Source organism: Piscinibacter lacus (assembly GCF_016735685.1).
Classification (GTDB): Bacteria; Pseudomonadota; Gammaproteobacteria; order Burkholderiales; family Burkholderiaceae_C; genus Aquariibacter; species Aquariibacter lacus.
Map to the genome: position 1 here is coordinate 1,840,002 of NZ_JAERRA010000001.1, position 18,557 is coordinate 1,858,558.

Consider the following 18,557-nt stretch of genomic DNA (forward strand, 5'->3'; position numbering starts at 1 on the left):
CTCCCCCCATCCCCGTCCCGGAGACCCTCTCCCATGCGCGTTGACGCCAGCATCTTCAAGGCCTACGACATCCGCGGCATCGTCGGCAAGACGCTCGATGCCGCCCTGGCCGAGCACCTCGGCCGGGCCTTTGGCAGCGAGGCGGTGCGCCTGGGCGAGAAGGTCGTCGCCGTCGGCCGCGACGGGCGGCTCTCGGGCCCCGACCTGGTGGCGGCGCTCGCGCGCGGCCTGACCTCGGCCGGTGTCGATGTGATCGACCTCGGCGCGGTCACCACGCCGATGCTGTACTACGCAGCGGCCACCCGTGGCGCGATCGGCTGCAACAGCGGCATCCAGGTCACCGGCAGCCACAACCCCAAGGACTACAACGGCTTCAAGATGGTGCTGGCCGGCCGCGCCATCTACGGCGACGAGATCCAGGGCCTGCGCCAGCGCATCGAGGCCGAGGACTATGCCCAGGGCAGCGGCCGCGTGAGCCCGGTTGACCTGCTGGCCGAATACACCCAGCGCATCGTCGGCGACGTGAAGCTGAGCCGGCCGATGAAGATCGTCGTCGACTCGGGCAACGGCATTCCCGGCGCCAGCGCGCCTGGCATCCTGCGTGCCCTGGGTTGCGAGGTGATCGAGCTGTACTCCGAGGTCGACGGCGACTTCCCCAACCACCATCCCGATCCGTCCAAGCCCGAGAACCTGCGCGACCTGATCCGCACCGTGGCCGAGACCGGCGCCGAGCTGGGCCTGGCCTTCGACGGCGACGGCGACCGCCTGGGCGTGGTGACCCGCGACGGCCAGAACATCTTCCCCGACCGGCAGTTGATGCTCTATGCCCGCGACATCCTGAGCCGCCGCCCCGGCGAGCCGGTGATCTATGACGTGAAGTGCAGCCAGCGCCTGACCGAGGCCGTTCGCGCTGCCGGCGGCCAGCCCATGATGTGGAAGACCGGTCACTCGCTGATCAAGGCCCAGCTCAAGGCCACCGGCGCGCCGATCGCCGGCGAGATGAGCGGCCACATCTTTTTCTCCGAGCGCTGGTACGGCTTCGACGACGCGACCTATACCGCCGCCCGCTTGCTGGAGATCCTCAGCCGCGAGGCCGATCCCAGCGCCGTGCTGAATGCGCTGCCGACCAGCTTCAGCACGCCCGAGCTCAATGTGGCCTGTGCCGAGGGCGAGCACCATGCCGTCGTCGCGACCCTGCGCGAGCAGGTGGCGTCGGGCGCCTTGAGCTTCCCGGGTGCCAGCGAGGTCGTCACCATCGACGGCGTGCGGGTCGACTTCGCCGACGGCTTCGGTCTGATCCGCGCCTCCAACACCACCCCGGTGCTGGTGCTGCGCTTCGAGGGCCACACCGAGGCGGCGCTGCATCGCATCGAGGCCACCTTCCTCGCCGCGCTCAAGGCCGTCAAGCCGGACGCCGTGCTCGGTGCCGCCGCCCACTGAGGCGGGCGCGGCCGCAGCCGTGCGGCCGCGGGCCGAGGCCCTGGCCCTGGGCCTCTACCGCGGCCTGAGCACGCTGCTCGCCCCGGCCCTGCGCGCCCGCCTGGCCTGGCGCGGCCGGGTCGAGCCGGGTTACCGGCAGGCGGTGGGTGAACGATTCGGCTTCTACGACAAGCCGCCGCCCGCGCCCGGCGCGGTCTGGCTGCATGCGGTCTCGCTCGGCGAAACGCGGGCGGCCGAGCCGCTGATCGAGGCCCTGCGCGCCGAGGATCCCACCCTGCGGCTGATCCTCAGCCACGGCACTGCCACCGGCCGGGCGGCGGGCGCCGCGCTGCTGCGGCCTGGCGACCATCAAGTCTGGCTGCCCTGGGATGCGCCCGGTCCGGTGCGCCGCTTCCTGGCCTGGGCCCGGCCGCGTGGCGGCCTGCTGATGGAGACCGAGGTCTGGCCCGGCCTGATGGCCGAGGCGCAGGCCCGGGGCCTGCCGGTCTGGCTGCTCAATGCGCGGCTCAGCGACCGCAGCCTGCGTCGCGGGCGCCGCTTCGGTGCCCTGCTGCGCCCGGCCCACCGCGCCCTGGCCGGCGCCCTGGCCCAGACGCCCGAAGACGCCGCCCGCCTGCAGGCCGCCGGGGTGGGCCGGGTCGAGGTGCTCGGCAACCTGAAGTTCGAGCTGCGGCCCGAGCCCGCGCTGCTGGCCCGCGGGCGGGCCTGGGCGGCGGCCAGCGGCCTGCCGCTGCTGCTGTTCGCGAGCAGCCGCGAGGGCGAGGAGGCCGCACTGCTCGACGCCTGGCAGGCCCGAGCCCCGCAACTGGCCGGGCGGCTGCGGCTGCTGGTGGTGCCGCGCCATCCGCAGCGTTTCGACGAAGTCGCTGCCTTGCTGGCGCCGCTGGGCCCGCTGGCGCGCCGCAGCGCCTGGGGGGCCGAGGGCCTGCCGCCACCCGAGGCCGCGCAGGCACCGGTCTGGCTGGGCGACAGCCTGGGCGAGATGGCGGCCTACTACAGCGCGGCCGGCGCGGGCGGCCTGGCCCTGCTGGGTGGCAGCTTCGCGCCGCTGGGCGGGCAGAACCTGATCGAGGCTGCCGCCTGCGGCTGCCCGCTGCTGATGGGCCCGCACACCTACAACTTCGCGGCGGCGGCCGAGGCAGCCTGCGCGGCCGGGGCCGCCGAGCGGCTGCCCGATCTGCCCGCCGCGCTGGACCGCGCGCTGGCCTTGCTCGACGATCCCGCCACCCTTGCGGCCCGCGCCGCCGCCGGCCCGCCCTGGGTGGCGGGGCGGCAGGCCATCGCCCGCGGCATGGCGCAGCGGGTGCTGGCGTCGTTCCCGGACGACAAAACCTAGGGTTCGCACCGATCGGGCGAGGCCGGCGTGCCATAATCACAAGCTGCATTCCTTACGGCATGCCCGGGTGGCCCGGAACAAGGATTCCGGCCGCCTCCGCCCATCGTCTCACCCGCCTCTGGTCCGTCGCTTCTGCCGCGGACCCCCTGCACGGCGCACCGGTTGATCCGGTTTCCGTGGCTTGCCGTCGGTTGGTCGATGTTCACCCAACCCTCGGGTTTCGAGGTGCCGAGCACCCGACCCGAGCACGACGGAACCGCCGCAAGCCGGCGGAAGCTGCGATGACGACCCTTGATGCGGCCGCTGGCCACGCCATGTCCTTCCTTGCCGACGCTGAAGAAGCCCAGGCAAGCCTCAACACCGTGCAGGAAGTGGCCGAGCCGGTCTCGACCGAGCCCCAGGCCCCCAATGCCTTCCTCGCCCTCGGCCTGATCCAGCCCCTGGTCGATGCCGTGGCCGCCCTCGGCTACACCGCGCCGACCCCGGTGCAACTTCAAGCCGTGCCCTCGGCCCTGGCCGGCGGCGACTGGATGGTCTCCAGCCAGACCGGCAGCGGCAAGACCGCCGCCTTCCTGCTGCCCGTGCTGCAGCGCCTGCTGACCCTGCCGCCGGCCGCCGCCTCGCGGGTGGCCGCCCCGCGCGCTGTCGTGCTCTGCCCGACCCGCGAACTGGCCCAGCAGGTGGCGTCCGACGCCATCGACCTGATGCGCGGCGTCAGCGCCGCGATGCGCAGTGCCAGCAAGCACGACAAGGTGCGTGATGCCGTGCGCGGCCTGCGCGTGGCCACCATCGTCGGCGGCATGGCCTACGGCAAGCAGCTCTTCGACCTGCGCGGCGCCGACCTCATCGTCGCCACCCCGGGCCGCCTGCTCGACCTGCAGGAACGCAAGCAGATCCGCCTGGACCTGTGCCACATGCTCGTGGTGGACGAGGCCGACCGCATGCTCGACCTCGGCTTCGCCGAGGACCTGGCCGCCCTGCACGACGCGACCGCCCAGCGCGAGCAGACCATGATGTTCTCGGCCACCTTCGCGCCGCGCATCATGACCCTGGCCACCCGCGTGATGCGCGAGCCGGGTCGCCTGGAGCTGGCCACCGCCCAGGACCGCCACACCGACATCACCCAGACCCTGCACTGGGCCGACAACCTCGGCCACAAGCACAAGCTGCTGGAGCACTGGCTGCGCGATGTGGCGCTGGAGCAGGCGGTCGTCTTCGCCAGCACCCAGGTCGACACCGAGGCCCTGGCCGAAACCCTGCAGCAGATGGGCTACTCCGCCGTCGCCCTGCACGGCGCCATGCCCCAGGGCGTGCGCAACCGTCGCCTGCAGAACCTGCGTGATGGCCACATCCGCGTGCTGGTCGCCACCGACGTGGCCGCCCGCGGCATCGACGTGCCGAGCATCAGCCACGTCATCAACTTCGGCCTGCCCATGAAGGCCGAGGACTATGTGCACCGCATCGGCCGCACCGGCCGCGCCGGCCGCAGCGGTCACGCGATCACCATCGCCGAGCACCGCGAGCGCGCCAAGATCCGTGCGATCGAGGCCTACACCCGCCAGACCCTGGTGCCGACCGTGATCCCCGGCCTCGAACCCACCCCGCAGGCCCCGAAGCCTCGTCGCGACAAGCCGATGCCCGGCTTCCGCAAGGGCCAGGCCCATGCCGGTGGCGGCGGTGCGGGCCGCTGGGCTGAGGGGGGCGGCGGTGGCGGTGGCTACGGCGCTCCGCGTCCCGAAGGCGGTGCGCCGCGTGGCGACCGGGGTCCGGGCGGCTTCCGCAACGACCGTGGTCCGCGCGGCGGCGGTCGCTGAGATCGCACGCTGCCGCAGGCCCCAGGCCTGCGGCGGGACATGAAAAAAGGGCGGCCCGCGGGCCGCCCTTTTGCATGGTCCGCCCGCGCGGGGCGGGTGGGGGAGATCAGGCGCTGAAGAGCTGGGCGCCGCAGTTCTCGCAGCTTCCGCTGCAGCCGACGCGGTTCGAGCCACAGTGGTGGCAGGTCAGCTTGCCCTGGATCTGGTTCGAGGGATGGGCCTTGCGGTAGGCCTGCACATCGCCCAGGGTCGAGCGGGTGGCGACAGGCGCTGCGGGGGCCGCCATCACCGGGCTGGCCGCCGGCTCGGCCGAGCCGCCCTTGCCGCGTCGCAGGAAGAAGAAAACCACCGCGGCGACGGCGAGGGCAATGATCAGGGTTTGGGCATCCATGGTTCTTGGTCTCCGGGTAAGGGCCTGAAGGCCTCTTGAAGTGAGGGTCCGTTCCGTGCATGACACGGTCCGGGCTGGCGTCCGAGTCGGCGCCGGGCGGCCGCAGGATAGTCCACTGCCCCCCCGGGGGCAATTGTCTAGACTCCAGGCATGCCCAAGATTCAGTCTTCGTCCCCCGCCGGCGCCTCGCCCCGGTCACCTCGTCGCCGCCAGCTTGCCAGCCGCCTGCTGCTGGTCGCGGCCCTGCCGCTGGCCGGCTGCATTGTCATCCCGCTGCGCGATCCCCTCCGGGTGCAGGTGGTCGGCATCGAGCCGCTGCCCGGCGCCGGCTTGGAGTGGCGCTTCGGCGTCAAGCTGCGCCTGCTCAATCCCAACGATGCCGAGCTGGACTACAGCGGTGTCTTCCTTGAACTCGATGTCGGCGGCAAGCCGCTGGGCAGCGGCATCAGCGACGTCAAGGGGCGCCTCACGCCCTTCGGCGAGACCCAGCTTTTCGTGCCCGTGACCGTGACCGCGCTCGATGCCCTGCGCCAGGCGCTGCGGGTGGTCGAGGGCAAGGACGGCCGCCGCCTCGACTATGTGCTGCGCGGCAAGGTCGGCGTCGGCGGCGTGCTCGGCGAGCGTCGCTTCGAGACCCGTGGCGAGCTGACCCTGCCGGCCAGCATGCGCTGAGCCGGCGGCGGCCTCACGAAGGCGCCGGGGGCGCACCCCCCCCCGCACGCACCCGGCGGGCCCGGCCCGGCCCGGGCTCAGGCTTCATGCCTCAGGCCTTGGGATCGCCGCAGGCCACTTGCCCGAACCAGGTCTCGATCGAGATCGTGCCGCCCTCGCGGGCCGCGCGGCCCTGGTCGGCGGCGGGCAGATCGTCTTGCAGCAGGTCGATGCGCTTCCAGCCCGCCAGCGGCACCGGGTCCTCGGGCTGCGGCACATAGCGCGAGGGTGCTTCCTTGCGGTAGCGGTGGATGTAGCGCGGGCAGTTGGGCCAGACGGCCTGCACCGTCACCCGCACCAGCAATTGCGCGCCGGGCCAGTCGGCGAGCGCGGCCGGATCGGTGTCGAGCCGCGCTTCGCCCTGCACGCGGATGCGGTTGGGCGTCTCGAAGTCGATGAAGAGCAGGCCGACCTTGGCCGTGGCGGCCAGGTTGCCCAGCGAGAGGAACATGCCGTTGCCGTCGTAGGACGGGAAGACCAGGGTCTTCTCGTCGGGCGTGCGCACGAAGCCCGGCGCGCCGCCCTTGTAGGACACGGTCGGCATGCCCTGCGCATCGACGCTGGACAGGAAGAACATGTCGCGGCCGGCGATGAAGGCGCGGTCGGCCTCGCTCAGGCTGTCGTGCAGCGCGATGGCCTCGACCTTGTCGGCGATGCGGCGGGTGTCGTACTGGTCTTGCAGCGCGCGCTGCGCGGGTCCGAAAAGTCGGCTCATGGGGAAGGGCTCCTGGGCGGCATGGGCGGAAGCCGCGCCCCGCGGGGCGGGAAGCGGCCTGGCCCGGACGAGCCTCGCGGCCCCGGCCGCCGGCGGCAAGCCGGCAAGTCCGCCTTGACAAGCCCGAACGCGGGCTCAGGCTGCGGCCCAGCGCCTGGAGCAGCTCGGCCGCAGCCTCGAACGCAGCCACGCGCTGGGCGAAGCCTCGCTGGCCGAGCTGCTGCAAGCCCGTCGCCTGGCCCATGAACAGGGCCTGGCCGCCGAGCTGGCGGGGCTCGATGCCTGGCTGCTGCACTGGCAGATTGCGCTCGACAGCGGCCGGCTCTGGCCCGCGCCCGCGCCGCGCTGAGTCGCGCGTGCGGCAGCCCGCACCGCGTCGGGATGACGCGGCTTGCGGGTTCCGCACCGACAGCCTGTCGGTGCGTTTCCGACAGGCGAAGGCGCCATCCGGCGACTGCGCAGCCGGCGAGCCCTGCCTAGAGTGAAGGCCTGTCTTCCCCTGCCGGAGCCCCCGCCATGCCGCGTCCGCACGCCCGCCCCATCCACCCTTTCGCGATGCTGATCGACCCGGCCGCCGTGCTGGCGCGTGTCGAGCATTCCGAGCGCCTGCAGGGCCTGGCGCGCCATGTCTGCCGGCCGCTGGACACCCTGCGCCCGGGCATCGTTGCCGAAGACGAACCCCAGGAGGAGGGCGAAGAGCCGCCCCGCTGGGCCTCGCGCCGGCCGGCCGATGCGGCGGCCGAAGAAGCGCCCGACAGCCTTCGCTTGCGAAGCTGAAGACAGCGCTTCAGCGCTGCTTCAGTGCCCCTGGAGAGACTGGCGTCCTGCGGTCCACAAGCCGGACCGGGATCCATCCCCCCCTTCAGGAGCTGTTCCATGACCTTCCGCAAGACCCTCGTTCTCGTCCTCGCCCTGGCCGCCGCCGGAGCCGCCCAGGCCGGCCCGAGCTGCACCGAGGAGCCCGTCAGCAAGTGGCTCACCGCCGAGCAGATGGATGCCAAGCTGCGCACCCTCGGCTATGTCGACGACGTGCGCAAGCTGCATGTCTCCAAGGGCAAGTGCTGGGAGATCGATGGCCATGACAAGGCCGGCAAGGCAGTCGAGGTCTATTTCCACCCGATCAGCGGCGTGATCGTCCAAGAGAACCGCAAGGACTGAGCGCGGTGGCCCGCATGTCCCCCCCTGCGGCGGGCGCGGCCCCGGCCACGGTGCGGGTCTGGGACCGCCTGGTCCGCGGCTTCCACTGGAGCCTGGTCGCGAGCTTCCTCGGATCCTGGCTGAGCAGCGATTCCTTCCGCGAGGCCCATGAGTCGCTGGGCTGGATCGCCCTGGGCCTGGTGCTGCTGCGCATCGTCTGGGGTTTCGTCGGCCGCGGCCATGCGCGCTTCGACCATTTCGTGCCGCGGCCGTTGGCGCTGCGGGGCTATCTGCACGCGCTGCTGCGCGGTCGCGAGCCGCGCCACCTGGGCCACAACCCGGCGGCGGCGGTGATGATCGTCTTCCTGCTGGGCTCGGTGATCGGCATCGGCGGCACGGGCTGGATGATGACGACCGACCGCTGGTGGGGCGTCGAATGGGTCGAGGCCCTGCACGGCCTGCTGGTCGACCTGACCCTGGTCGCGGTGGCTGTGCATGTCGGCGCGGCGCTGCTGGAAAGCTGGCGGCATCGCGAGAACCTGATCCTGGCGATGTTCACCGGCCGCAAGCGCGCCGAGAGCGAAGCGCCTTCCGGCGACGAGCCCGCGCCCCGGCGCTGAAGTGTCCGGCTCGGCCCGCGCGCCGGGCGGCCGGTCCCGGCCGGTTCGCCGCTCTGCTACACCCCCGGGATGCATCCCATCCCGCCTTCCTTCATGGCCCTGCAGCCCAGCCCGCCGCGCGGCTGGCGCGCGCCCGATCTCGCCGCCCTGGCCGAGCGCCACGAGTTCTGCGAAGACCTGGCCCAGAGCCTGGCCGAAAGCTGCCGCGGCCTGCCCGGCGCCCTGGGCGTGACGGCCGACGATGTGCTGGAGCGCTGCCACCGCGGCCTGGCCGGCCCGGACGCCGGCGTCAGCCCGGCCGAGTCGGTGTGGGTGTTGCGCCGCCTGGCCGAGCTGCTGGGCTGGCGCGATCCGGGCGATTGGCTCGATCCCGCGGCTGGCTGAGGCCGGCGCGGCCCCGCCTCGACCCCATCCGCCCCCTCAGGCCGCGACGACCGGCACCTTCACCTGCGCCGCGCGTGCCGCCAGCGTGCCCATCATGCGGGCGAGCGAGGCATCGTCATGCCGCAGCACCGCCTGCACGGTCAGGCAGGGGCTGCTGAGCACGACATTGCGCACCAGCAGTTCGGGGTCCAGGTCCATGCCGCGGATCAGGGTCTCCACCCCGGCCAGGCGCTGGCGCACGACCTCGGCTTCGGCGCCGGTCCAGCCCTGCTCGGCCAGGTAGGTCTCGCCGGCCGCCCGCAGGTAGGCGAAAAGGAAGTCGAAGCGCGACATCGACTGCTCATCGCCATAGCTCAGCAAGTCCTCGGGCGAGGCCGTGTCGCGCGTGCGCAGGTCCAGTTCACGGCGCACCACACGGGCTTGCAGGTCGTCGCCGCCGGCCTCGGCGCTGCGCAGCAGCTTCATCAGCGGCACGTAGCGCTCGCGGGCGGCCACGGCGGTCTCGGCCCAGTGACGCACTTGCAGGCGCAGGCCCTCGAAGACTTCGGCGTTGTCGCGCTCCAGCGCGGTTCCGCGCGGGCAGTCGACGGCGTCGTACTGGCGAGCCAGCGCATGCAGGGTCTCGACCGACAGGCTGCGCAGCGAGGCGCCGGTCGGCTGGGACACCACGTTGAAATAGATCCGCACCTTGTTGCGGTTGCACCAGTCCAGCAGCTCAGGAACCTCGGCGGCGTTGCCCGGCATCGGGCAGATCGCCATCGAGAGCATGTCCTTGCCCGCCAGCCGCTCGACGAAGTGATCCACATTGCGCATCACCTGCGCGTAGTTCGCGCCGACGCGGATCGACTCGTAGGTGGCTTGCACGCGGCTGTCGATCGACATCACCAGCCGGCCGGTCAGCCGGTCCAGCACGCGCTTGACCCGTTCGTTGAGCACCGTGCCGTTGGTGGTGATGACCACCTCCATGCCCGGATTGAGCTCGATCATGGCGTCCCAGATCTCGTGGTAGATCGGGATCAGGAAGGGTTCGCCGCCGTAGAAACGGGCCCGCTTGAGGTGCGGAATGAACTCGCGCAATTGCGCGACGAAGTCGCTGTCGTAGGGGCTGAGGAGGGGCGGCAGCTTCTCGCGCTTCTCACGGATCAGCGAGGAGAAATAGCCATTGCACATCGAGCATTCGAGATTGCAGGTGTTGGACAGCTCGAAGTCCATCTGGCGCGGATAGACCGGCGCCGGCTCGCTGCGGCCCAGCCGGCCCTTGATGCGCTGCAGCCAGTGCATGGCCTGCGGCTTGGGGGCGGACAGCGAATCGAAAGCCCGCGCGACCATGCCCTGGAAGTTGCCAGCCTCGTAGGGCAGGGCGCACAGCCGGCAGCCACCGGCCAGCGGAATGTCCGGATCGCGCATGGCGGCGTCCAGGGCCTTGCGGGTGGCGCTGTCCCACAGTTGGCGCACGCTGGACTGCGGGTACTGGCCATAGGCCTCGCTGCGGTTGTAGCAACAGGCACCCACGGTGCCCGTCATGCCGAAATACATGTTCGAAGCCGGGGCGTGGCAGAGCGGGCCGGTGTCGGCGCACTGGCGCTGGGCGTCGTAGGCGGCACGTTGGTTCGAGGTCATGTCGATGGCTTGAAGGGGCGGGGCGGCAGCACGGCGTGCCGGGTCGGCGCGGCATGGTCCCAGGTGTTCCACGGCACTGCAAGGCCGGCCCGCGGCATCCCCTTCGGCCTGGGGCCTGGATGACACAATCCAGGCCGTTTCCCGACGGCTTTCCGGGGCCGCCCGCCGGCCCCCAGCCCCCGCCCCGACCATGCTTGCCCGCCTGCGCGAAGACATCGCCTGCATCCTCGAACGCGACCCGGCCGCGCGCTCGGCCTTCGAGGTGCTCACCTGCTACCCGGGCCTGCATGCCATCGTCATCCACCGCTGGGCGCATGCCTGCTGGCGGCGCGGCTGGCACTGGCTGGGGCGCTTCATCTCGCAGACCGGCCGCTTCCTCACCGGCATCGAGATCCACCCCGGCGCCACCCTGGGCCGCCGCGTCTTCATCGACCACGGCATGGGCGTGGTGGTGGGCGAAACGGCCGAGATCGGCGACGACTGCACCATCTACCAGGGCGTCACCCTGGGCGGCACCTCGCTCTACAAGGGCGCCAAGCGCCATCCCACCCTGGGCAAGGGCGTGATCGTCGGCGCCAATTCGCAGGTGCTGGGCGGCTTCACGGTGGGCGATGGCGCGCGCATCGGCTCCAGCGCCGTCGTCGTCAAGCCCGTGCCGGCCGGGGCCACCGCCGTGGGCAACCCCGCGCGCATCCTGCATGCGCCCGACGACGCCGCCCGCGAGGCCGCCGCCGCCAAGATGGGCTTCTCCGCCTACGGCGTCACCCAGGGCGACGACCCCGTCTCGCAGGCCATGCGCGGCCTCATCGACTCGGCCGCCGGCCACGAGCACCAGATCGCCATGCTCTGGCAGGCGCTGGACACGCTCATCAAGGCGCAGAACCCCGACGTCTGCGTGCCCAGCGATGCGCAGCGCGCCGAGGCCTTCGACGCCGAGGGGCTCAAGGGCCTGGTGAAGTGAGGGAAGGGCGGCCCCGGGCCGGCGCCCGGCGCAACCCGCCGCGCTGACCTTGTCCCGCCGGCCGGGGCTTGCAGTTGGCGCCCTGATGCCATCCTGATGTCCGGCGTGGCAGGCTCTACCCCATGCCCGAGTTCGCGTCCGCTCCGTCCCGTGCCCGCCGGCTCCGGTCGTCCGGCCGGACGCTGGTGGCTGCGGCCCTGCTGTGGGGCTTCACGGCCCTGGCCCTGGCCGCCCTCGACGGCCGGGTCGAGCACGCCACCCTCGCCCTGCTGCTGGTGCTGGCCGCGGCGCTGAGCGGGCTGCTGCTGCCGCCCGGGCCCTCGGTGGCGGTCTGCACGCTGGCGGTAGCCGCCTTCAACTGGAGCCTGGTGCCGCCGCGCGGCAGCCTGCGCGTGGCGCTGCAGCCCGATGCGCTGCTGCTGGCCACCACCGTGCTGGTCGGCGGTCTGGTGGCGGCCCTGGTCGCGCGCCAGCGCCGCGCGGCCGAGCGCGCCGCCGCCCAGGCGGCGCGCGCCGAAGCCCGCCGCGCCTGGGCCGAGGCCCTGCGCGGGGCGGGCCATCCGCGCGAGCTGGCCGGCCCGCTGCTCGCCCGGCTTCGCGAAGGCCTGCGCGAGCGGCCCGGCGTCCTCAGCGCCAGCCTCTGGCTGCCGGCCGAGGGGCCCTGGCCCGAAGCCTGGGCCGGCGACCCGCCCAGCGCCGAACAGCGCGAAGGTGCCGGCCTGGCCCATCGCCTGGGCCGCGCCTTCGGCCCCGGCACCGGCCACCACGAGGCGTCGTCGGCCTGGATCCTGCCGCTGCCCGGCCCGCAGGGCCCGGAAGGCGTGCTGGTGCTGGGCCTGGCGCGGGCCGAGCGCGGCCCCGCCGACCCGGTCTGGGCCGAAAGCCTGGCCGCGTTGCCCGACCTGCTGGAGCCCTATGCCGAGGCCCTGGCCCAGGCCCGCCTGCGCGAGGCAGCCGCCGCCGCCCGCGCCGAAGCCGAAGCCACCACCCTGCGTAACACCCTGCTGGCGTCGATTGCCCACGACCAGCGCACGCCGCTGGCTGCCCTGCTGGGCGCTGCCACCGCGCTGCGCGAAGACGCCCGCCCGCTGGACACGGCCCGCCGCGCCGCCCTGCTCGACACCGTGATCGAGGAGGCCGAGGGCCTCGTCCGCCTGAGCGAGAACAGCCTGCAGCTCGCCCGGCTGGAGGCGCCCGGCGCGCGGCTGGCGGCGGACTGGGAATCGGTCGAGGAGATCGTCGCCACCGTGCTGGCCCGGGCCCGCCGGCGCGACCCGGCGCGACGCCTGAAGGCCCGGGTCGAGCCCGGCCTGCCGCTGCTGCAGGCCGATGCCGCGCGCCTGGTGCAGTTGCTCGACAACCTGGTCGACAACGCGCTGCGCCACGGCGGCCCCGCGGGCCCGGTGGAGCTGCTGGCCCGCCGCCAGGATGGCGGCCTGCTGCTGGCCGTGCGCGACCGCGGCCCTGGGGTGCCGCTGGCCCTGCGCGAGCGCATCTTCCAGCCCTTCGAACGCGGCCCGCGCGCGCCCGGCGAAGCGGCCCCGCAACGCCGCGGCGCCGGCCTGGGCCTGGCCCTGGGCCGGGCCATCGCCGCCGCGCACGGCGGCCGGCTGACGGTGCGCGCCCGCGCCCATGGCGGCGCCAGCTTCGAATGCTGGCTGCCGCTGGCCGCCGATGCACCCGCCGCCGGCGAGGTGCCGCTGGCGGCCGACCCGGCGTCCGCCCGGCCCGAGCGGCCGGCCCCGGACGGGCCCGCTGCGCAGCCGGGGCGGCCGGCCCCGCCGTCCCGGGAGACCCCGCCATGAGCCTGCGCGTGCTGCTGATCGAGGACGACCCGGTGCTGCGCGCCACCCTGCGCGCCGGCCTGGAGGCCGAGGGCCATGCCGTGGCCGGTGCCGCCAGCCGGGCCGATGCCGAAGCCCAGCTCGCCGAAGCCCTGCGCCGGCGCGAGCCACCCGAGCTGCTGCTGCTCGACCTGGGCCTGCCCGACGGCGAGGGTGAGGCGCTGCTTGCCCGCCTGCGCGCGCCCGACAGCCCGATGCGCCTGCCCGGCGTGCCGGTGCTGGTGATCTCGGCCCGCGAGGACGAGGCCGGCAAGGTCCGCCTGCTCGACGCCGGGGCCGACGACTACTTGGTCAAGCCCTTCGGCCTGCCCGAGCTGCTGGCCCGCATGCGGGTGGCCTGGCGCCATCGCGGCCGCGCACCCGAGCCGGCCCGCCGCCACTATGCGCGCGACGGCCTGGCGGTGGACCTGGCCGCCCACCACGTCAGCCTGCACGGCGCCGAGGTGCACCTGACGCCCACCGAATTCCGCCTGCTGGCCTGCCTGGTGCGCAGCGCCGGCCGGGTGCTGACGCACCGTCATCTGCTGGCGGAAGTGTGGGGGCCGGAATGCGTGGCGCACACCCACTACCTTCGGCTCTACATGGCCCAGCTTCGCGCCAAGCTGGAGGCCGAGCCCGCCGACCCGCGCCGCCTGCTGACCGAGCCGGGCGTGGGCTATCGCCTGGTCGAGCCGGAGTCCGCGCCCGACGAGGCCGCCTGATCCCTCAGGCCCCCTCGACCGCGTCCTTATGCGGCCCTGATGCCGCCCGGCGGAGCATGCAGGCCTCTCCGCTCCGGGCCCCCCGCGGCCCCGATCCCATGGCTTCCCATCCGCAAGCGGCCGACCCTGCATCGGTCCCCCGCGCCACCCAGGCCGCCCTGACCGTGGCCGCCCTCGGCGTCGTCTATGGCGACATCGGCACCAGCCCGCTCTACACCGTCAAGGAGGTCTTCGCCCCGGCCACCGGCGTGCCGCTGGATGCGCTGCACCTGGTGGGCGCGGTGTCGGTCATCGTCTGGACGCTGCTCCTCGTCGTCTCGCTGAAATACGTGCTGCTGGTGCTGCGAGCCGACCACCACGGCGAGGGCGGCGCCCTGGCCCTGGCCGCCCGCGTGGCGGCGCTGATGGACGGCCGGCCGGCGCAGCGCACCGCCGTGCTGGCCCTGGGCGTCACCGCGGCCACGCTGTTCTACGGCGACAGCCTGATCACCCCGGCCATCTCGGTGCTGGGGGCGATGGAGGGCCTGGCCGTCGCCTCGCCCGCGCTGGCGCACTGGGCGCTGCCGGCGACGGTGCTGATCCTCACCGGGCTCTTCCTGGTGCAGCGCTTCGGCACCGCCCGGGTGGGCACGGCCTTCGGGCCGATCATCGCGCTGTGGTTCCTGACGCTGGCGCTGACCGGTATCGTGCAGATCGTCCAGACCCCGGCCATCCTGGCCGCGCTGAACCCGCTGGCCGCGGTCGGCTTCCTGGTGGATCGCGGCCCCGGCCTCTTGCTGGTCATGGGGGCCATCGTGCTGGCCGTGACCGGCGCCGAGGCGCTGTATGCCGACCTGGGCCACTTCGGCCGCAAGCCCATCGCCCGGGCCTGGAGCTTCTTCGTCTTCCCGGCCCTGGCCGTGCATTACCTGGGGCAGGGCGCGCTGCTGATGGCCGATCCGGCGGCCCTGCAGAACCCCTTCTACCGGATGTTCCCGGCGTGGGCGCTGTGGCCGGCCCTGGGGCTGGCCACGCTGGCGGCCATCATTGCCTCGCAGGCGGTGATCTCGGGCGCCTACTCGGTCACCCGGCAGGCCATGCAGCTCGGCTTCCTGCCGCGGATGACGGTGCGCCACACCTCGGCGGCAGCTTCGGGCCAGATCTACATGCCCGCCGTCAACACCGCGCTGCTGCTGGGCGTGCTGGCGGCCGTGCTGGGCTTTGGCAGTTCGTCGGCGCTGGCGGCGGCCTACGGCATCGCCGTCACCCTGACCATGGGCATCACCGGCCTGCTGGTGGCCGTGCTGGCGCGCCGCGCCTGGCGCTGGCCGCGGCCCCTGGTCGGCCTGCTGCTGGCCGGCCTGCTGGCGCTGGACGGGCTGATGATTGCCGGCTGCCTGATCAAGTTCGCCGACGGCGGCTGGTTCCCGCTGGCTCTGGGCGGGCTGCTGGGCCTGGGCATGGCGCTGTGGGCGCGTGGCCGCCAGCGCCTGTTGGCTGCGCTGCGCCGCGACGGCCTGGCGCTGGACGACTTCGTCGCCAGCCTGGCCGCCGACCCGCTGCCGCGCATCGCCCGCACCGCCGTCTACCCCTCGGCCGACGCGCAGACCGTGCCCCAGGCCCTGCTGCACAACCTGAAGCACCACCAGCACCTGCACGCCCGCAACCTGGTGCTGACCGTGCGCTTTGCCGACACCCCCTGGGTGCCGGCCGGGCAGCGCCTGAGCGTGCAGCCCCTGGGCCAGGGCTTCTGGCGCGTCGGCGTTGCCTTCGGCTTCATGGAAGTGCCCGACCTGCCGCAGGCCCTGGACGGCCTGGCCGCGCTGGGCCTGCCCATCGAGCCCGCTGCCACCAGCTACTTCCTCAGCCGCGAAACCCTGCTGCCGCAGGCCGCGAACGGCCCCTCGGCCTGGGCGGACCGCGCCTTTGCCGCGATGAGCCGCCAGGCCCGCGGCGTGGCCGGCTTCTTCTGTCTGCCCGAAGGCGCGGTGGTCGAGCTGGGCACCCGGCTGCGGCTGTGAGACCGGCCGGCGCACCCGCGCCCGCTCAGGGCCGCGTCCAGCGGATCGCCGTCTTCGGCCGGAAGGCCTTGCACACGGCGGCGTCCGTCTCCAGGTAAGGCCCGCCGATCAGGTCGATGCAATACGGCACCGCCGCGAAGATGCCCGGGCAGGGCGGCGTGGCCGCCGGCAGGCCCTCCAGCGTCTCGGCGATGGACTTGGGCTGCCCGGGCAGATTCAGGATCAGCGCCCGCCCGCGAATCACCGCCGTCTGCCGCGACAGGATGGCCGTGGGCACGAAGCGCAGGCTGATCTGCCGCATCTGCTCGCCGAAGCCCGGCATCTCGCGGTCGCCCACGGCCCGCGTCGCCTCGGGCGTCACATCGCGCGGCGCCGGGCCGGTGCCGCCGGTGGTCAGCACCAGATCGCAAGCCTCCTCGTCCACCAGCGCCCGCAGCGCAGCGCTGATCTGCGGCACCTCATCGGGCACCAGCCGTGTCACCCAGGTGATCGGATTCAGCAGCGCCTTGCCCAGCCAGGCTTGCAGCGAAGGAATGCCCTGGTCGGTGTAGACCCCGGCGCTCGCCCGGTCGCTGACGGATACCAAGCCGATGCGGATGGGGGCGGGTGGGGGCAGGGCGGCGTCGGGGGAGGGGGTGTCGGAGGGCATGGCGAAGAGGGGTGCGGGATGGGCGCGGATTGTGCCGGGGCGGGGGCAGAAGGAGTGTCCGCAACCCGGCGGGCTCGCGCAGAAGGCGAGCAGCCGGATCGGAAGGGCCGGCGTGCGTGTTCGGTGAAGGCGTGGCTTAACCGGACTCCTTGGCTAGAGGTCAACGCCACCACCTCGGGCGCATCCATCGCGCTGAGGTGGTGCCCGAAGAGAATCGAGAGGAAGCGGCAAAGCTACAGCACCTAAACCGGCGCCGCTTACGAGTTGTGACGTCCACGGACGGATCGCATCACTCAAAAGGTCAAGTCGCTTGAACGAGGGGGCTGTGCATCAAGGGTCAAGCCTTTGGGTCGCCTAAAGTGCGGATCGACCCTGCACAAAGCGCGGTGTGGGTGGGTCTTTCATTGGGCAACCGGAACGTGTACTCTCCGGGGACATTGAACAGTAGACAGAAATATGACGCAGCTGAAAGTAAAGCAGGCCAAACAGCGACTCTTGCAGCTTTTTGAGTCGCATCTTGACCTATCAGACATAAAGTCGTCGGATCCCGAGCGTGAAAATAAAGTGCTGAGTCGGTGCCTCGCGGCATATGCAATTTATCTATCGACTGGCTGCTCCGAAGCAGAAGCGGGCGGAGCCGTTTGGGACGGGCCCGATGACAACGGCATTGACGCGGCGTTCTTTGATGCCTCAGACTCACAAGTAATCCTCGTTCAATCCAAGTGGATAAACAAAGGGAGCGGCGAACCTGAAGCCGCAGAGATTGGATCATTTACAAAGGGCGTTAAAGACGCAATCGAGCAAGACCAAGCAGACTTTCATAAGCGCTTGGCGTCGAAAATATCGGACATATTTGTCCGCCTGAGCACGCCCGGAACATCAGTCAAGCTCGTCCTTATTACAACAGGTGCCAGTAAGCTAGCTTGCCACGGTGCTTCCCGCCTAGATAAGATTCTCGAAGATTTGAATGGCAATGATCCTGAACCCATGGCTGAGGCCGTCGTATTGGGGCTCGCGGAGGTTTATCAAAGCTTGGCGAATGACGCACAAGCCGGCGCGGTGACGGTTGAGGGAACGGTACTTGATTGGTCCTTTGTCGCGGCGCCATACCAAGCGTACTTTGGTGTGATTGATGGACTAACTCTAAAGCAATGGTGGATCGCATACGGGAAGAGACTTGTCGCTAAGAACATTCGACACTCGCTCGGTGCAACAGAGGTAAACCTCCAAATTCGTCAGACCGCCAGCACTTCACCGGAAAGGTTCTGGTACTTCAACAATGGAATCACGATGATCGCGGAGCAGGCCCCTAAGGCCCCCGCTGGCGCTGCGTCTCGTTCCGCCGCTCTGTTCTCTTTCAAAGGTGCATCGATTGTCAATGGTGCGCAAACCATCAGCTCACTCAGTAAAGTGCTTGATGACTCGAAACTTGGCCAAGTTCGGGTGACCTTCCGCGTAATCATCTTGTCCGGATCTCCGCCAGAACTAGGCCAGGAAGTCACGCGTACAAACAATCTCCAGAATCGAATCGAGCCTAGAGATTTTGTCGCACAGGACTCGGAGCAAAGCCGCCTTCGGACTGAGATGAGCATTGAGGGAATTGACTATCAGTTTGTTCGAAGCGACGAGGGGTCAACTACTCCGACGAGTTGTGAACTGATTGAGGTAACGACAGCGCTCGCATGCGCATCTGGTGATCCGGCCCTAGCAGTGCAGGTGAAAACTGGTTTGAGCCGTATCTATTCGGACCTTAAAAGGCCCCCTTATAAGGCGCTCTTCAATCCCACAGTTAGCGGCGCCCGCGCCTTTAACGCGACAGTCGTGCAGCGCGAAATCGACCAATGGATTGAGAAGAAGAAGCGGCAGATGCCTAAGAAGAGTGGCACTGGGTGGGGTTTACTTGTGCACGGGAACCGTATTCTTGCTGCCGGGGTCTTTGCTAAGATTCAACGAGATGTACTGGAACAGCCTATATCTTCGTTCCCGGCGCATCTTGCGTCGATGGACATTCCTGCCACCACTGGCGAGATCTACTCCAAGATGGTTGAAGCAATTCAAAGCCACTATCCGACCAATTTCCTTGCGGTACTATTTAAGAACCCGTCAATGAGTCGCCATGTGTATATGTTGGGAACTGCTTGAGTTAACTCGGGCCAAGCCTTGTAGGCGCCAATTATTCGATAGGGCGGCGACTGGTTCAGAAAATTAAGGGGCTTGAAGTGAATCTATTAAAA

General features: G+C 71.1%; 17 protein-coding genes. 13 read left to right on the forward strand and 4 right to left on the reverse strand.

Annotated elements, in window-relative coordinates:
- Positions 1–33: 33 nt before the first annotated feature.
- The 3 genes from JI742_RS08250 (at position 34) to JI742_RS08260 (ending at position 4,590) form a co-directional block, all read left to right on the forward strand.
- Positions 34–1,440, forward strand: a complete 1,407-nt coding sequence (locus tag JI742_RS08250; RefSeq protein ID WP_201825462.1) for a phosphomannomutase/phosphoglucomutase — start codon at positions 34–36, stop codon at positions 1,438–1,440.
- The gene (locus JI742_RS08255) at positions 1,424–2,776 is read left to right on the forward strand and encodes a 3-deoxy-D-manno-octulosonic acid transferase (RefSeq protein WP_350309645.1); all 1,353 of its coding nucleotides are present in this window, start codon (positions 1,424–1,426) and stop codon (positions 2,774–2,776) included. The genes JI742_RS08250 and JI742_RS08255 overlap by 17 nt, the downstream gene beginning before the upstream one ends.
- A 314-nt stretch (positions 2,777–3,090) precedes the next feature.
- On the forward strand, positions 3,091–4,590 hold the full coding sequence (locus JI742_RS08260; protein WP_236676833.1) for a DEAD/DEAH box helicase: 1,500 nt from the start codon (positions 3,091–3,093) through the stop codon (positions 4,588–4,590).
- Between the two features lie 106 nt (positions 4,591–4,696).
- Here the strand turns inward: JI742_RS08260 and JI742_RS08265 are convergent, their stop codons facing one another.
- The gene (locus JI742_RS08265) at positions 4,697–4,981 is read right to left on the reverse strand and encodes a hypothetical protein (RefSeq protein ID WP_201825467.1); all 285 of its coding nucleotides are present in this window, start codon (positions 4,979–4,981) and stop codon (positions 4,697–4,699) included.
- Positions 4,982–5,131: 150 nt separating this feature from the next.
- Between JI742_RS08265 and JI742_RS08270 the strand changes: the two genes are divergently transcribed.
- Positions 5,132–5,653, forward strand: a complete 522-nt coding sequence (locus tag JI742_RS08270) for an LEA/WHy family protein (protein WP_201825469.1) — start codon at positions 5,132–5,134, stop codon at positions 5,651–5,653.
- 91 nt (positions 5,654–5,744) lie between these two features.
- Here JI742_RS08270 and JI742_RS08275 read toward each other — a convergent pair whose 3' ends face one another.
- On the reverse strand, positions 5,745–6,407 hold the full coding sequence (locus JI742_RS08275; protein ID WP_201825471.1) for a pyridoxamine 5'-phosphate oxidase family protein: 663 nt from the start codon (positions 6,405–6,407) through the stop codon (positions 5,745–5,747).
- Positions 6,408–6,923: 516 nt separating this feature from the next.
- Here JI742_RS08275 and JI742_RS08280 point away from each other — a divergent pair.
- From JI742_RS08280 to JI742_RS08295, 4 genes are all read left to right on the forward strand, one after another.
- A complete protein-coding gene (locus JI742_RS08280) occupies positions 6,924–7,184 on the forward strand; it encodes a hypothetical protein (protein ID WP_201825474.1) in 261 nt (86 codons plus the stop codon).
- Positions 7,185–7,283: 99 nt separating this feature from the next.
- On the forward strand, positions 7,284–7,565 hold the full coding sequence (locus JI742_RS08285) for a PepSY domain-containing protein (RefSeq protein WP_201825476.1): 282 nt from the start codon (positions 7,284–7,286) through the stop codon (positions 7,563–7,565).
- Between the two features lie 14 nt (positions 7,566–7,579).
- On the forward strand, positions 7,580–8,164 hold the full coding sequence (locus JI742_RS08290; protein ID WP_201825478.1) for a cytochrome b/b6 domain-containing protein: 585 nt from the start codon (positions 7,580–7,582) through the stop codon (positions 8,162–8,164).
- Positions 8,165–8,257: 93 nt separating this feature from the next.
- Complete coding sequence (locus JI742_RS08295) at positions 8,258–8,548, forward strand: ATPase with chaperone activity (RefSeq protein WP_236676834.1); 291 nt, start codon at positions 8,258–8,260, stop codon at positions 8,546–8,548.
- A gap of 36 nt (positions 8,549–8,584) precedes the next feature.
- On the opposite strand, the gene JI742_RS08300 is transcribed toward JI742_RS08295, so the two are convergent.
- Positions 8,585–10,168, reverse strand: coding sequence for a radical SAM protein (locus JI742_RS08300; RefSeq protein WP_201825481.1), 1,584 nt, complete (start codon positions 10,166–10,168; stop codon positions 8,585–8,587).
- Positions 10,169–10,358: 190 nt separating this feature from the next.
- Between JI742_RS08300 and cysE the strand changes: the two genes are divergently transcribed.
- From cysE to JI742_RS08320, 4 genes are all read left to right on the forward strand, one after another.
- Entirely contained in the window at positions 10,359–11,129 is a 771-nt protein-coding gene (gene cysE, locus JI742_RS08305) for a serine O-acetyltransferase (RefSeq protein ID WP_201825483.1), read from the forward strand.
- Between the two features lie 185 nt (positions 11,130–11,314).
- Entirely contained in the window at positions 11,315–12,934 is a 1,620-nt protein-coding gene (locus JI742_RS08310; protein ID WP_201825485.1) for an ATP-binding protein, read from the forward strand.
- Positions 12,931–13,674, forward strand: a complete 744-nt coding sequence (locus JI742_RS08315) for a winged helix-turn-helix domain-containing protein (RefSeq protein ID WP_201825488.1) — start codon at positions 12,931–12,933, stop codon at positions 13,672–13,674. The genes JI742_RS08310 and JI742_RS08315 overlap by 4 nt, the downstream gene beginning before the upstream one ends.
- 98 nt (positions 13,675–13,772) lie before the next feature.
- Entirely contained in the window at positions 13,773–15,674 is a 1,902-nt protein-coding gene (locus JI742_RS08320) for a potassium transporter Kup (RefSeq protein ID WP_201825490.1), read from the forward strand.
- A gap of 25 nt (positions 15,675–15,699) precedes the next feature.
- Here JI742_RS08320 and mog read toward each other — a convergent pair whose 3' ends face one another.
- Positions 15,700–16,323: a molybdopterin adenylyltransferase gene (gene mog, locus JI742_RS08325; RefSeq protein ID WP_201825492.1), complete on the reverse strand. Its 624-nt coding sequence runs from the start codon at positions 16,321–16,323 to the stop codon at positions 15,700–15,702.
- Between the two features lie 456 nt (positions 16,324–16,779).
- Between mog and JI742_RS08330 the strand changes: the two genes are divergently transcribed.
- Positions 16,780–18,465, forward strand: a complete 1,686-nt coding sequence (locus tag JI742_RS08330; protein ID WP_201825494.1) for an AIPR family protein — start codon at positions 16,780–16,782, stop codon at positions 18,463–18,465.
- The last annotated feature ends 92 nt before the right edge of the window (positions 18,466–18,557 follow it).